Source organism: Bombella intestini, from assembly GCF_002003665.1.
GTDB classification, from domain to species: Bacteria; Pseudomonadota; Alphaproteobacteria; order Acetobacterales; family Acetobacteraceae; genus Bombella; species Bombella intestini.
The window spans coordinates 1-12,878 of sequence record NZ_JATM01000006.1 but is presented as its reverse complement, the minus strand read 5'-3'; the positions used below and the strand labels follow the sequence as shown (position 1 = coordinate 12,878).

Annotated in this window: 12 protein-coding genes; 9 read left to right on the top strand and 3 right to left on the bottom strand. The window is 56.3% G+C overall.

Going from position 1 to position 12,878, the window contains the following annotated elements; genetic code table 11:
• Positions 1-336 precede the first annotated feature (336 nt).
• Positions 337-1,821, top strand: coding sequence for a protein adenylyltransferase SelO (locus AL01_RS08685; protein WP_077397159.1), 1,485 nt, complete (start codon positions 337-339; stop codon positions 1,819-1,821).
• A gap of 49 nt (positions 1,822-1,870) precedes the next feature.
• On the opposite strand, the gene AL01_RS08680 is transcribed toward AL01_RS08685, so the two are convergent.
• The 3 genes from AL01_RS08680 to AL01_RS08670 form a co-directional block, all read right to left on the bottom strand.
• A complete protein-coding gene (locus AL01_RS08680; RefSeq protein ID WP_158075965.1) occupies positions 1,871-2,410 on the bottom strand; it encodes an invasion associated locus B family protein in 540 nt (179 codons plus the stop codon).
• 86 nt (positions 2,411-2,496) lie between these two features.
• Complete coding sequence (locus AL01_RS08675) at positions 2,497-3,024, bottom strand: DUF5384 family protein (RefSeq protein ID WP_077397157.1); 528 nt, start codon at positions 3,022-3,024, stop codon at positions 2,497-2,499.
• A gap of 27 nt (positions 3,025-3,051) precedes the next feature.
• The gene (locus tag AL01_RS08670; protein ID WP_077397156.1) at positions 3,052-3,573 is read right to left on the bottom strand and encodes a hypothetical protein; all 522 of its coding nucleotides are present in this window, start codon (positions 3,571-3,573) and stop codon (positions 3,052-3,054) included.
• A 257-nt stretch (positions 3,574-3,830) separates the two neighbouring features.
• Between AL01_RS08670 and AL01_RS08665 the strand changes: the two genes are divergently transcribed.
• The 8 genes from AL01_RS08665 to AL01_RS08630 all read left to right on the top strand — a co-directional run bounded on the left by AL01_RS08665 (position 3,831) and on the right by AL01_RS08630 (position 12,787).
• Complete coding sequence (locus AL01_RS08665; protein WP_077397155.1) at positions 3,831-5,087, top strand: adenosylmethionine--8-amino-7-oxononanoate transaminase; 1,257 nt, start codon at positions 3,831-3,833, stop codon at positions 5,085-5,087.
• The gene (locus tag AL01_RS08660; protein WP_077397154.1) at positions 5,084-6,268 is read left to right on the top strand and encodes an aminotransferase class I/II-fold pyridoxal phosphate-dependent enzyme; all 1,185 of its coding nucleotides are present in this window, start codon (positions 5,084-5,086) and stop codon (positions 6,266-6,268) included. The genes AL01_RS08665 and AL01_RS08660 overlap by 4 nt, the downstream gene beginning before the upstream one ends.
• Entirely contained in the window at positions 6,265-6,903 is a 639-nt protein-coding gene (locus AL01_RS08655; RefSeq protein WP_241502789.1) for an alpha/beta fold hydrolase, read from the top strand. Before AL01_RS08660 ends, AL01_RS08655 begins: the two co-directional genes overlap by 4 nt.
• Positions 6,900-7,676 carry a methyltransferase gene (locus AL01_RS08650; protein ID WP_077397153.1) on the top strand — a complete coding sequence of 259 codons (777 nt, stop codon included), beginning with the start codon at positions 6,900-6,902 and terminating at the stop codon, positions 7,674-7,676. Before AL01_RS08655 ends, AL01_RS08650 begins: the two co-directional genes overlap by 4 nt.
• Before the next feature lie 5 nt (positions 7,677-7,681).
• Positions 7,682-8,353, top strand: coding sequence for a dethiobiotin synthase (gene bioD / locus AL01_RS08645; RefSeq protein WP_077397199.1), 672 nt, complete (start codon positions 7,682-7,684; stop codon positions 8,351-8,353).
• Between the two features lie 135 nt (positions 8,354-8,488).
• Positions 8,489-10,024, top strand: a complete 1,536-nt coding sequence (locus tag AL01_RS08640) for a glucan biosynthesis protein (RefSeq protein WP_077397152.1) — start codon at positions 8,489-8,491, stop codon at positions 10,022-10,024.
• A gap of 5 nt (positions 10,025-10,029) precedes the next feature.
• Entirely contained in the window at positions 10,030-12,192 is a 2,163-nt protein-coding gene (gene mdoH, locus AL01_RS08635; protein ID WP_143280749.1) for a glucans biosynthesis glucosyltransferase MdoH, read from the top strand.
• 172 nt (positions 12,193-12,364) lie between these two features.
• Entirely contained in the window at positions 12,365-12,787 is a 423-nt protein-coding gene (locus AL01_RS08630; RefSeq protein WP_077397150.1) for an organic hydroperoxide resistance protein, read from the top strand.
• The last annotated feature ends 91 nt before the right edge of the window (positions 12,788-12,878 follow it).

Below are 12,878 nucleotides of genomic sequence, written 5' to 3'. Positions count from 1 at the left end.
CAGTTGGAGGCTGGTTCTCCACAGAATATCCTTACTTTGTCTCGTCATCTGCATCAGGCATCCTGCTGCCTGATACCCCGCTCACACTATGCCTTCCGGGAATCTATAAGCAGTTACAAGGCACAGCAAGGGCACAAATATAATTTCCCCTTTACTTTTTGCTCGTTTCACGGGGAACGCCCCCTTTACAGCAGGGCCTTTCAAGGTTTTAGGACACACACAGTACACTTTCTACCTCATCCTCTTCCATTCCATCTATCTGCTTCCCATCTGGAAAAAACCAGACAAGGCCCGCCACAGCCTCCCGAGAAATATCTAACAGCAAAAGGCCTCTTCATGCTCACAACCCCGCACTATGCCTCATCCCTACCAAGTTTTTTCCACCGCAACATTACACTACCTCCTACGCCTGCACCCCGCATCGTTGCCTTAAATACAGAGCTAGCCCAGCAATTAGAGTTGGATGTGGATTGGCTGCACTCTGCCGAAGGGCTGGCCTTTCTCTCCCGCGGAATACTGCCCCACCGGGATGAGGCCTCATCAGGACCCGTTGCTACGGCCTATGCCGGGCATCAATTCGGCCAGTTTGTACCATCTCTAGGGGATGGTCGGGCGGCCCTCATTGCTGACTGCCAGACTAAAGACGGCCACCAGCTGGAACTTCAGATAAAAGGAACAGGCCCCACGCCCTTCTCCCGCCACGGCGATGGTCGAAACACACTAGGGCCAGCCCTACGGGAGTATCTTATCAGTGAGGCCATGCACGCCCTTGGCATCCCCACTACAAGAGCACTCGCCGTACTAACCACCGGGGACATGGTAGAGCGGGATAAGGGACCTACCCCCGGGGCTCAAATCGTCCGGGTAGCCCGCAGTCATGTTCGGGTTGGCAGTTTCCAATATGCAGCAGCACATGGCGGCCTAGACCATGTCCGCCAGTTAGCGGATTTCACCATCCAACGCCTCTTCCCCGCCCTCACCAACGAAGGGCCAGAATGCTATCTGTCCTTGCTGAAAATCGCCATCCGACAACAAGCACAGCTGGTAGCCCGTTGGATGGAAGTTGGGTTCATTCATGGGGTCATGAATACCGATAATTGCGCTCTCTCCGGTGAAACATTGGATTATGGTCCCTGCGCCTTCATGGACCGGTTCGACCCGATGAAACGCTTCAGCTTCATCGATAAGGACGGCCGCTATGCCTATGGTCGCCAGCCTGCATTAGCCCTGTGGAATCTCAGCCGCTTAGCGGAATGTCTATTCCCACTTTTTGATGACGATGAAGATAAAGCCATCGAGAAAGCACAAGACGCTCTACAAGGCTACGATCAGCTGTTCCATCACGCCTGGTTGGCGGGGTTCCGGCGCAAGCTGGGGCTAGAGGAGCAAGACGAGCACGATATCCGCCTGCTAGAACATATTTTGGAAACCATGCACACCGGGCAGGCAGACTTTACTAATGCCTTCCGTATGCTGAGTTCGCCAGACGTTGCCATCCGGGACGATTATTCAGCCCTGCGGGAGCTGTTCCCTGGCAATAAGGGCCATTTCGACCTCTGCCGGACAGAAATACTTCATCGCCTAACACTCGAAAAACGCCCCGCTGAAGTGCGCCAGCAAGCCATGCAGGCAACCAATCCCCGCATCATCCCCAGAAACCATCAGGTCGAAGCGGCTCTATCACAGGCGATCGAAGGCGATTGCTGGCTCTTCCATACCCTGCATGACGCTCTGAAAACCCCTTTTGCGGAAGCCAATGACGGACTTGCTGCCGCACCTAAACAAGAGGAGGAAATCCACCATACATTTTGTGGCACATAAGACCAATCATCTCTCTGCCCCCATCGATACAGAGGGGGCAGAGGCACCATCAATGCGTCAGGCTTTGGATACGCTGCAGGGCCTGACTCAGCCCTTTAGTCGAGAAAATGAGCCTCATCGGCTTGCCAGAAAATGTCATGGCCGTGAAAACAGCCTTTGGCTCTTTCAGCAAAGTGGCCCACTGCTGATCATCAAATGTCAGGGGAACTAAGCAGCCAGCCGGGAGGCACGTTGAGAAGGAATAGACATCCCCTACAGGCTGGGAAGCGTTAGTCAGTGTTAAACCCCGGACGAGGTCCAGCCCGAAAGGCACCGTCACCACACCATGCACCTGCGTGCCATCGGGTTCAAAATGGATGGTCATGACCCGCCTGCGTGTACGGGGTTCCAACGCCTGCTGCTGCGTGGCGCACCGCACACTACCGCCATTAGCCGCACCTTCAGCCGGGGCCTGACAGATAACCTCCCAGTCCTGATAGCGTTCCCGCAGGATGCTCGCCCCATTCGGTAGGCTAGCTGCTGCATGGGCGGACCCTCCCAACAGGAGCACAACCCCCCAGAGACCTCCCAACAGCTGCACTATCCTCATGCATTTTGCCATGCTCTTTCCTGCCCCTGCACTATTTTTGCCGTCCGGCCTTATAGACCATTGGAACCTACTGGTCACCAGCCTGTTCAGTTCCCTTCCCACCAATGCCGCTGGCTCATTTTGGTTGCCTCACCCACATCCGCTTTCAGCTTTGCATCACCTTGCGAACTCTGAAGCAGACTATCCGTTTCCGCTTGTTTGTGGGCAAGCTCGGCTTTGATGAGATCATCCTCCCGGCTGGCACGGGCCTCCAACATTTTCAGCTTGAGCTGCTGTTCTTTCAGCTCAAGCTCACGGCTGGCTTCTTTGTAACGCCGGTCATCCTGCCAATCTGCTTCATTCTGAGCATTACGAGCCGCAGCAATACGGGCCGCATTAGCTGAAGCCTGTGCTTGCAGCCTTCTCTCCTGCTGCTGCGCCTGCTGGGCAGCCTGTTGCTGGGCGGCCTCCAGCGCCACACGGCGCTGGTCCTGACCATCCTGAACATGAGCCAGTGCTTCGAGCTGGGCAGGGTCCGTTGCCTGTGCATAGGCAGCAGGTACTACCCTACACAGGCTGATGCCTCCCAGAGTCAAACACAATAGCCCAACATGCCATTTATCTGGACGTATCATTCCATCCTCCTCCGGAAGGCCGCTTTCTTAACGCTGCGGGCAGGCCGCATTAGGCTGGACACGAGTTCCATTGCCACCAGTTGATACTAGCAGTGCTGTACCGGGCTTGTATTCACATGTTTTGCCCACCTGCGTAGAAAGCAGAACATCCCCGCCAGCACGGTCCTGATAAGCGATCGTCACGCCGCTAACGAGTGTATGGCCACCCGCAATCTGTCCCCCAACAAGGGTACCACCCAGAGCACCGCCAGCACCGGCTGCCAGACCACCGCCCCAGCCTGCATGACCAGCCCCAACGGCCAGACCCGTGCCGAGGGCAGCCCCCAGAAGGCCACCAACAACCCTTGCGGTGTCGTGATTAGTGGAATTATCCACATTCACCCGAGCGGCAGATACGGAAATGATCTGCACTGCACGGCCTCTCTGCACGGTATTGACCTGAGACTGGTCATAAACATCAGGCCGTGATTCCTGCCCGGGCGTCGTGCAGGCGCCAAGTGTCAGAAAAGGCACAATCATGACAGCCATCAGGCCACGAGTTTTCAGCATGGTTTCTCCATATCTCCAGAACAATCCACCACGGGCACACTCGGCACCACATGAAAAAGCCTTTCTTCTAGGCCCGTATGTCATGACCTCCCGCAGGCTTCATAACCTATCCTTTTTCCAGAAATAGATACCTCATCGTCAAGTCAGATTTTCGCAAGGCGGCTGTCCCCCTTGCCCCAGCCTCAACTTTACGGAACACTCCCTGTTCGATAGTGAGAGGGTTCTCCCTCCATGACTGTCAGGCTGACATTCAAGACATGACCACTGCCAGCAACCTTCCCCATCTCTGGCTACCCTACAGCCAGATGCAGACCGCTCCCATGCCCGTAGAGGCTGCCGCCACCTCTGGCAGCACGATCACTCTTGCGGATGGACGCACCCTTATTGATGGCATCGCCTCATGGTGGACAGCCTGCCACGGCTATAATCACCCCCATATCCGGCAGGCCCTCATCCAACAGGCTGAGGCCATGCCTCATGTCATGTTCGGAGGCATGGTCCATCAACCCGCCCTAACACTAGCCCAGCGTCTGTCAGACCGGCTACCGGGCGATCTGGAACGGGTCTTCTTCACCGATTCAGGGTCGGTGGCAATGGAAGTAGCGGCCAAAATGGCCATCCAATACCAACTCAATCAGGGACGGGAGGGACGGCACAAACTACTTTCCTTCCGAGGTGGGTATCATGGCGACACGCTAGCCATGATGGCCGTTTGCGACCCGGAAGAAGGAATGCACCGCCTCTTCGGGGACGCCTTACCGCAACAAATTATTGCCGACCTCCCCACCACGCCCGAGACACTGGCAGCACTGGAAGCCTTACTCTCCAAACGGGGGCACGAGATTGCCGCCATCATCACCGAACCCCTCGTGCAGGGAGCGGGTGGCATGCTCTTCCATGAGCCGGAAACCCTCTGCCATCTCCGCCGCCTCTGTGATGACCATGATATCCTGCTCGTCATTGATGAAATCTTCACCGGCTTTGGACGGACAGGGACATTCTTTGCTTGCGAGCAGGCAGGGATCACGCCGGACATTGTGGCCCTCTCCAAGGCTCTGACAGGCGGCACCCTGCCCCTTGCTGCCACCATTGCCCGGAAACATGTGTTCGAGGCCTTTTTGTCGGATGATCCGCTCCATGCCCTCATGCATGGCCCAACCTTCATGGCCAATCCGCTAGCTTGCGCCGTGGCCAATGCCTCGCTCGACTTATTCGATCAAGAGCCACGATTGGAACAGGTCCGGGCCATCAGTGCCCAAATGACCACCGAACTAGAGGCCTGCCGCTCCCTGCCCGGCGTCAGGGATGTCCGCGTTCTGGGAGCCATTGGCGTTGTGGAACTGGACACACTGGATGACCCAGAAGCCCTTAAGCGGGCCTTTATCGAAAAAGGCGTCTGGGTGCGGCCCTTCCGGCGCATTGTCTATCTCACACCTGCCTTCACCATCACACCCGATGAATTAAGCACTCTCACCAGCAGCATCCATCAGGTCCTAAAGGACCATCTGGGATGAACGCCCTCCAATCGGCCCTCCGGGCAGCCCTGCATGAGCGGGACCACCAACATGCCCGCCGCCATCTCGTCCCCGTGGAACGACAGACCGGCTCACTGCTCCGTCAGAAACGCCAGCTGATTGATGTCACCTCCAACGACTATCTGGGCCTTGCGGACCATCCCTTGCTACGCCAGAGAGCGGCAGACTGGGCAGAACGCTACGGCACGGGCGCACGGGCCTCCCGCCTTGTCAGCGGCACCCTGCCCCTACATACGCGGCTAGAAGAAAAGCTAGCTCGCTTTAAAAAAAGCGAGGCCGCCCTGCTGTTCGCCACCGGGTGGCAAGCCAATGCGTCCCTGCTGCCTGCCCTGAACCACCTGTCCCGCCAACAGATGGGCCACCCGGCCACCCTCTTCATGGACCGCCTAAACCACGCCAGCCTGCATCATGGCTGTCTGGCAGCCGGACTGCGACAGGTACGCTTCCACCACAATGACCTTGCCCATCTCGAAACCCTGCTAGACCGCCATGCCGATCAGAAGGGCCTAAAATTCATCATCACCGAGAGTGTCTTCTCCATGGATGGAGACCGGGCCAACATCCCCGCCCTGCGGGCACTGGCAGACCGTTACGGTGCCTTCCTCTATGTTGATGAAGCCCACGCCACTGCCGTGCTGGGACCGGGGGGATGCGGCCTTTCCAACGGACTGGCGGACATCACCATGAGTACCGCCAGCAAAGCCCTTGGTGGCATGGGAGCGTTCGTCACGGGAAGTCAGGCTCTCTGCGATTATCTGGTCAACCAGGCCTCCGGTTTCATCTACAGTACGGCCCTGCCCCCTGCCTGCCTCGGGGCACTAGATGCTGCCCTTGAGATTGTCCCCTCATTAGAGGCTGAACGCCAGCATCTCCAGCATCAAGCGAACCGTCTGCGCCAACGATTGAATGACGCAGGCTGGAAGACCGGGGCTTCTAGCACGCAAATCATTCCAATCATGATTGGAGATAGTGAAACGGCCCTGCATGTTGCCCGCTCTCTAGAAGAGAAAGGCTTCCTCAGCATCGCTATCCGCCCGCCGACCGTCCCACCCGGCACGGCCCGCCTACGAATTGCCCTAGAAAGTCGCCTTTCCGCCACGATCATAGACCAGCTCGGTGATGCCCTGCTGGACAGCCTGCGGAGTGTAACGCCCCAATGATGACACTCTATTTTCAACATGGTTGGGGCTATGATGCCGACTTCTGGATGCCCTTGCAGAGCCACCTACCGGAGTTCCAGCATGTTTGTGCCGATGCGGGCTATCTTGGGGCGGAGGCACGGTCTGACCTGCCTCAATCCCCCTTCTGGGCGGTGGGGCACTCTGCCGGGGCCTGTTCTCTGCTGGCTCTGGAGGCACCACACTGCCTTGGCATCATCAGCATCAATGGCTTTGCCCGCTTCACCAAGGCCGAGGATTTTCCGGAAGGCGTGCCAGAACGCATCCTGCATCGCATGATCCGACAATTAGACCGTCAACCAGCCCCAGTCCTTCACCAGTTCCGCCAAATGTGCGGAGAGGCTGCCCCCATTCTTCCCAGCACTCTGGATCGTGACGCCCTGAAAAATGGCCTCACCACACTGGCAGAGATGGAACACCGCCCTCTCCTACCCCGCTGGAAAGGACGGCTACACAGCCTACACAGCCCAGATGACCCGCTTTCTCCTGCTAGAAATGGGATGGGGGCGGATGTACCCAGCATTACCCTGCCCGGCGGGCACCTGCTACCACGCACTCACCCACAGGACTGCGCCACCTTTCTGACACGCATCATTAAGAACGCTTCTTCTGTATGACAGACAGCCGCAAGACCATCATCGCCGCCCGTTTTGATGCCGCCCACGACTATGAACGGGCTGCTTTCATCCAGAAGCAATGCGCCCGGATGCTGGCCGAGCGCATCCGCCAGCATCTGGCTACGCACCCACCCCGCCGGATTCTGGAATTTGGCTGCGGCACGGGCCTGCTAAGCCGAGAACTGGTCTCTGCCTTCCCAAAGGCAGAGTTTCACCTCACGGACATTTCCCCTGCCATGCTGGAACGGACCCGTCAGCATCTGGCTCCTCTCCCGGCAACCGTGCACCTTTATGTCATGGATGGGGAAAATCCGCAGCCACAGGGGGCAACAGAAGGATTCGACCTCATCACCTCCAGCCTCTGCCTGCAGTGGTTTGAAGACCGGGCCGCAGCGTTCCGTGACCTTGCCGCTCTATTACGCCCCGGGGGAGAGATGATAGTCAGCACCCTCCTGACGGGTAGCCTGCATGAATGGCAAGAAAGCTGTAAAAACGCCGCTATAGCCTGCGGTGTGCCCGATTACCCCAGCCTTGCCCAACTCCAAGAGGACTGGCCCACTGGGGGGCGTGGAGAATGGGACGTCTGCACGCTTCATGATCCTACACCTTCGGCACGGCACTTCTTAAAAGGCCTCCGCATGATTGGTGCCTCCCTACCACGGGACGGACACCGACCCGCCCACGGGCTGCGCAGGGCCATGCATCATTTTGACACCAATTTTAGCCATGTAACCTATCAAACTGCCTTTGGTATCTTCCTGAAAGGATGCTGATTCCCATGCTGCTTCAGGCTCCACCCACTCTACCACAGACCGCTCCTAAGGGCGTCTTCATCACCGGGACAGACACCGGCATTGGCAAGACCCTCACCAGTGCTATACTGACGAAATCGTGGCAGGGAACATACTGGAAACCCTTTCAGACCGGCCTTGCGGAAGAAGCCGGGGACACGCCCACCATTGGGCACCTGACAGGCTTATCCGCAGATCACATCCTGCCCCCAACCTACGCCCTACAGGCCCCCCTTTCTCCTGCCGCTGCCAGTGCTCTGGAAGGTGTCACGCTAGAGCCTGAACATATCACCCTACCCCAAACAACACATTCTCCCTTGATCGTAGAAGGGGCGGGCGGACTCATGGTGCCCCTGACAGATAACATGTTGATGATCGACCTCATCGCTCGTTTGGGGCTACCCGTTATTCTTGTCACACGCAGCGGGCTGGGGACGCTCAACCATACGCTGCTTAGCCTTGAAGCACTGTATCAGCGGGGGATTCCCGTCCTAGGGTTTATCACCAATGGGCCGGAATCCCCGGAAAATAGCCAAACATTAGAGAAACTGGGCCAGTGCCGCGCCCTCCATCACATCCCTCTCCTACCCGGAACACCAGGGCCGGATGATATCAGCCAGATAGCCGCACAGATTCCTTCATGGGACAGCCTGTGGTAAGATGTTGGGCCTCTCAATGGTGCAGAAACTACACTCTCTAACGTAGTCTGCCATGAAAATACCATTTCCCCCGCCCTTCGATGACGGGGTAGACAGAGTCCACATTACAGACTGACAGGGTTTTTAAATCTTATTATGAAACTGCATCGTCGTGACATTGTAAAAGCGGGTCTGGGTTTTGGAGCTGGACTAACCTTTGCAGGAAGACACTCCCTGAAGGCGCAGACCGTGGACGTAGCCCCGACACGTTTTGATGACGGCACCGTCCGCTCTCTGGCCCAGAATCTGGCCAGTAAAAGCTACCATGCCCCACAAAAAGACCTGCCCGACTCTCTAGCACACATGACGTTTGACCAGTTTTCATCCGTCCAATTCAATAATGAAAAGACCCTCTGGGGGCAGGACCATCTGGCGTTTGATGTCCAATTCTTTCCCCGTGGCTATCTCTATAAACAGAATGTTGATGTTTTTGAGGTCATAAACGGTTCGGCCCACCCCGTCACATGTACGCCCGACACGTTTAGCAGCCGGGATGCCTCGCTAAACATCAGCACCGAGGCGGGCTTTTCTGGCCTGCGTATCCGCTATGCTCTCAATCAACCCGGCGTCATGGAAGAATGTGCGGTCTTCCTCGGGGCTTCCTACTTCCGAGCTGTTGCCAAGGGGCAGACTTATGGTCTATCCGCCCGTGGTTTTGCCAAGGATACAGGCACTCCGACTGGGGAGGAGTTCCCCGTTTTCCGTGCCTTCTGGTTGGAAAAACCAGCCGCAGGCAGCCAGTCCCTTGTGTTGCACGCCCTGATGGACAGCCCCTCCCTAACAGGGGCCTTCCGCTTTACCATCCGGCCGGGTGAAACAACCCTGTTTGATGTACAATCCTCCTTTTTCCCCCGTGCGGACATATCGGCAGGGGGGATCGCCCCGCTAACGGGTATGTATTATTTCGATGCTAATGACCGGGTGCATGTGAATGACTGGCGGCCTGCCGCTCATGACAGTGAAGCCCTCCAGATATGGACAGGTGCCAGCCAGAACATTTACCGCCCACTAACAAACCCGACCGACCTTCAGCTCTCCTCTTTCAGCGATGCAGGACCGTATGGTTACGGGCTGATGCAGCGCAAACGGTCTTTCCATGATTATGAAGACCTTGCTCTGCATTATGAGAAACGCCCCTCCCTGTGGGTAGAGCCAGTCGGCAACTGGGGAAAAGGCAGTGTCAACCTAGTGGAAATCCCCACACCCAGTGAGGTCAACGATAACATTGTCTCATTTTGGCGTCCCCAAACCCCTATGAAAGCCGGGCAGACCTATAATTTCACCTATCGCATGTACTGGGGATGGGATACGCCGTGGCCGACCCATCAGGCCCGCATCCATGATACCCGGGCCGGGGCCGTAACGGACCATCCCGACAAGGTACAATTCGTTCTGGATTTTGACGGCGAACCATTCCACACTGTCTCTGACCCCGCCGCCTATCATCTGATCGCCCAGACATCAGCTGGCAGTATCGAGGGCATCACAATCATGCCTAACCCAGAGATCAACGGCATGCGTGCCTTCTTCCAGCTTGACCCGGGCGGGGCGAAACTCTGCGAGCTTCAGGTTCAGCTTGCTAATGCGCAAGGGCCTGTTTCCGAAACATGGCTATATCGTTGGACCCCGTAAGAGTGATGACCACGCCACAGCATAACGCCTTTCTCCCCCCTGAATCTCCACTGGCCATGCCTGTGCAGGACCTGCACAAAGCACCGAACCGCCATGGTCGGTCCTTCTGGCGGCTTCCAACAACGCCATCCTTGCTTTGGCTACGGAGACTGGCCGTTTTTGGGGTAGCCTTCCTACTGACTGGCTACAGCGTGGTGAAGATTAATGCTGTCTTCAACTCGCTGGGAACGAGTACGCTCGGCATCATCATGCTGGGGCTGTTCACCATCCTCAGCTTTTGGATCTCTCTTTCCTGTGCCTCTGCACTGGGCGGGTTCTGGGCCATGTTACGGCATGGCGGGCTGGGCCTTGGCATCCGCCGCACTGGCCCCCTGCCGGAGCTTTCCGGTAAAACTGCCATTCTCCTCCCGACCTATAATGAGCCACCCCAACGGGTGATGATCAATCTCCGGGCCATGCTCAAGAGCCTTCAGGAGACAGGGCGGGGCGAACATTTCGATATCTTCATCCTCTCCGATACAACGGATCCGGACATCTGGGTGCAGGAAGAGCAAGCTGTTCTAGACCTTCACAAACAGGATTATGCCCGCAAGCATCTTTTCTATCGCCGCCGCTTTCAAAACACGGACCGCAAGGCAGGAAATATCGGCGATTGGGTGACCCGCTTTGGCGGTGCCTACCCTGCCATGCTCACCCTTGATGCAGATAGTCTGATGGATGGCGGGCTGATTGTTCGTTTAGCAGCCGCCATGGAGCAGCATGAACAGGTTGGACTCATCCAGAGTTTGCCCGTCATTGTGGGGGGGAACACGCTTTTTGCTCGGATGCAGCAATTTGCTGGGCGTGTCTATGGTCCCTTAATTGCGCAGGGTATTGCTTGGTGGCATGGCTCTGAAGGCAATTATTGGGGTCATAATGCCATCATCCGCACGCAAGCCTTTGCCGAGCAAGCCGGTCTGCCGCACCTGCCCGGGAAACCACCCTTTGGCGGGCATATTTTGAGCCATGATTTCATCGAAGCTGCCTTGATGCGCCGTGGTGGCTGGGCCATCCATATGGTCCCGGGCCTGAGTGGCTCCTATGAGGAAAGCCCTCCCTCCCTAACAGATATTGCCGTACGAGACCGTCGCTGGTGCCAAGGGAATCTCCAGCATGCTCGTATTCTCTTCACCAAAGGGATGCACTGGGTTAGCCGCTCTCACATGTTAGTAGGTATTGGCTCCTACATCATGTCGCCTCTCTGGCTGCTGTTCTTACTGTTTGGCATTCTCATTGCCCTACAGGCGCACTTCTATCATCCAGAATATTTCAGCACTCAACGTAGCCTCTATCCACATTGGCCGCATGTGGATCCCATTCTGGCCCGATTGGTCTTCATTCAGACCATGATTGTGCTTCTCGCACCTAAGGCTCTGGCCTTCCTCGCCATTTGTCTCGACCCAACAGGGCGTAAAGAGGTTGGAGGTGTAATGCGGCTTGGCTGGTCCATTTTACTAGAAACTCTGATTGGTGCGTTGATTGCGCCAATTGCTATGCTGATCCAGACATCCGCCATTCTATCTATTTTATTAGGGCGAGATTCCGGCTGGAAAGCACAGAACCGTGATGATGGCAGCCTCCCTTGGGCAGATACCATCCGGAAATATTGGTTCTATAGCCTGTTCGGTATCATTCTAAGTGCAGCAGCATGGTCGGTCTCTCTTTCCCTGTTTCTGTGGATGCTGCCTGTTCTTATCGGGCTGTTGCTCGCCATTCCTCTGGTTGGTTTCACTAGCAGCAGCCACATCGGACAAGCTATGCGTAAGGCGGGGCTTCTTCTCATTCCGGAAGAAACGACACCACCCCCCATCATTCAACGCGCCCTTGAGGAGCGGAACCATCCACACCCCGTGATTGCAGAGGCCTTTCATGCGCTCCGTAGCAATACGGAACTAAGGCATGCGCATCTAAGGACGCTCCCAGCTCCCCGAAAAGTTGGAGAGCCTATTTCCGTACCGCTGCTGACGGGGTCTCTTAAACTCCAAGAAAGCGCAACACTGGAAGACGCACTAGCGCAACTAACACTCGCCGAGAAGGCAGCTATCCTAAGCTGTGGCAGTGACATTGCCATTCTAGCGGACCTGCCTGTTACCTCTCCTAATCTAACAGACGAGCCGGCTAGTCATTAACAGCCGCTCTTTCCCACTTGCGGGGCTGACCTAATATTTTTTATGAGGCAGCCCCATTGTCTGGCCTGACATAACGCCCATCTCTAGAACAGAAGTCCTGACTGGTAATCTTACGAAGGCCGGGGGCTCCTGTAACCATAACAGGCCCTATATACGGGGTGGGAGTAGGTTTATGTCCATCAACGTTGTTTACAAAACTACTGCACGTGCAACCGGTGGTCGGGACGGCTTTGCCGAGACCACTGACGGTAGCTTCCGTGTGGATCTCGGTGTACCCAAAGAGATGGGGGGTAACGGCAAGGGGAATAATCCAGAACAGCTTTTTGCTGCTGGTTATTCAGCCTGTTTCCTTGGTGCCATGAAGTTTGTTGCTGGCGAAGAAAAAATTGAAATTCCCGCTGATACGCATGTTCAGGCAACGGTTGGTATTGGTCCCCGCTCCGATGGGGGTTTTGGCCTTGAAGTTGCCATTGAAGTCTCCCTGCCGGGGATGGATCGAGCTAAGGCTGTTGAGCTGGTAAAGAAGACAGAGTTCGTCTGCCCTTACGCCAACGCTACAAAGGGTAACATCAAGACCACTGTTACTCTGGTCTAAGACATAAAGAAGGGCTCCTAATATGGAGCCCTTCTTCTCTGCATATAGAAACACCCACGCTTTACCGATTCAACGGAGCGAGTTGGATTTA

What these genes read in the sequence shown, in the direction of transcription:
- AL01_RS08685 (WP_077397159.1), top strand. Translation starts at nt 337, where the DNA reads ATGCTCACAACCCCGCACTATGCCTCATCCCTACCAAGTTTTTTCCAC.
- AL01_RS08680 (WP_158075965.1), bottom strand. Translation starts at nt 2,410, where the DNA reads ATGAGGATAGTGCAGCTGTTGGGAGGTCTCTGGGGGGTTGTGCTCCTG.
- AL01_RS08675 (WP_077397157.1), bottom strand. Translation starts at nt 3,024, where the DNA reads ATGATACGTCCAGATAAATGGCATGTTGGGCTATTGTGTTTGACTCTG.
- AL01_RS08670 (WP_077397156.1), bottom strand. Translation starts at nt 3,573, where the DNA reads ATGCTGAAAACTCGTGGCCTGATGGCTGTCATGATTGTGCCTTTTCTG.
- AL01_RS08665 (WP_077397155.1), top strand. Translation starts at nt 3,831, where the DNA reads ATGACCACTGCCAGCAACCTTCCCCATCTCTGGCTACCCTACAGCCAG.
- AL01_RS08660 (WP_077397154.1), top strand. Translation starts at nt 5,084, where the DNA reads ATGAACGCCCTCCAATCGGCCCTCCGGGCAGCCCTGCATGAGCGGGAC.
- AL01_RS08655 (WP_241502789.1), top strand. Translation starts at nt 6,265, where the DNA reads ATGATGACACTCTATTTTCAACATGGTTGGGGCTATGATGCCGACTTC.
- AL01_RS08650 (WP_077397153.1), top strand. Translation starts at nt 6,900, where the DNA reads ATGACAGACAGCCGCAAGACCATCATCGCCGCCCGTTTTGATGCCGCC.
- bioD (WP_077397199.1), top strand. Translation starts at nt 7,682, where the DNA reads ATGCTGCTTCAGGCTCCACCCACTCTACCACAGACCGCTCCTAAGGGC.
- AL01_RS08640 (WP_077397152.1), top strand. Translation starts at nt 8,489, where the DNA reads ATGAAACTGCATCGTCGTGACATTGTAAAAGCGGGTCTGGGTTTTGGA.
- mdoH (WP_143280749.1), top strand. Translation starts at nt 10,030, where the DNA reads ATGACCACGCCACAGCATAACGCCTTTCTCCCCCCTGAATCTCCACTG.
- AL01_RS08630 (WP_077397150.1), top strand. Translation starts at nt 12,365, where the DNA reads ATGTCCATCAACGTTGTTTACAAAACTACTGCACGTGCAACCGGTGGT.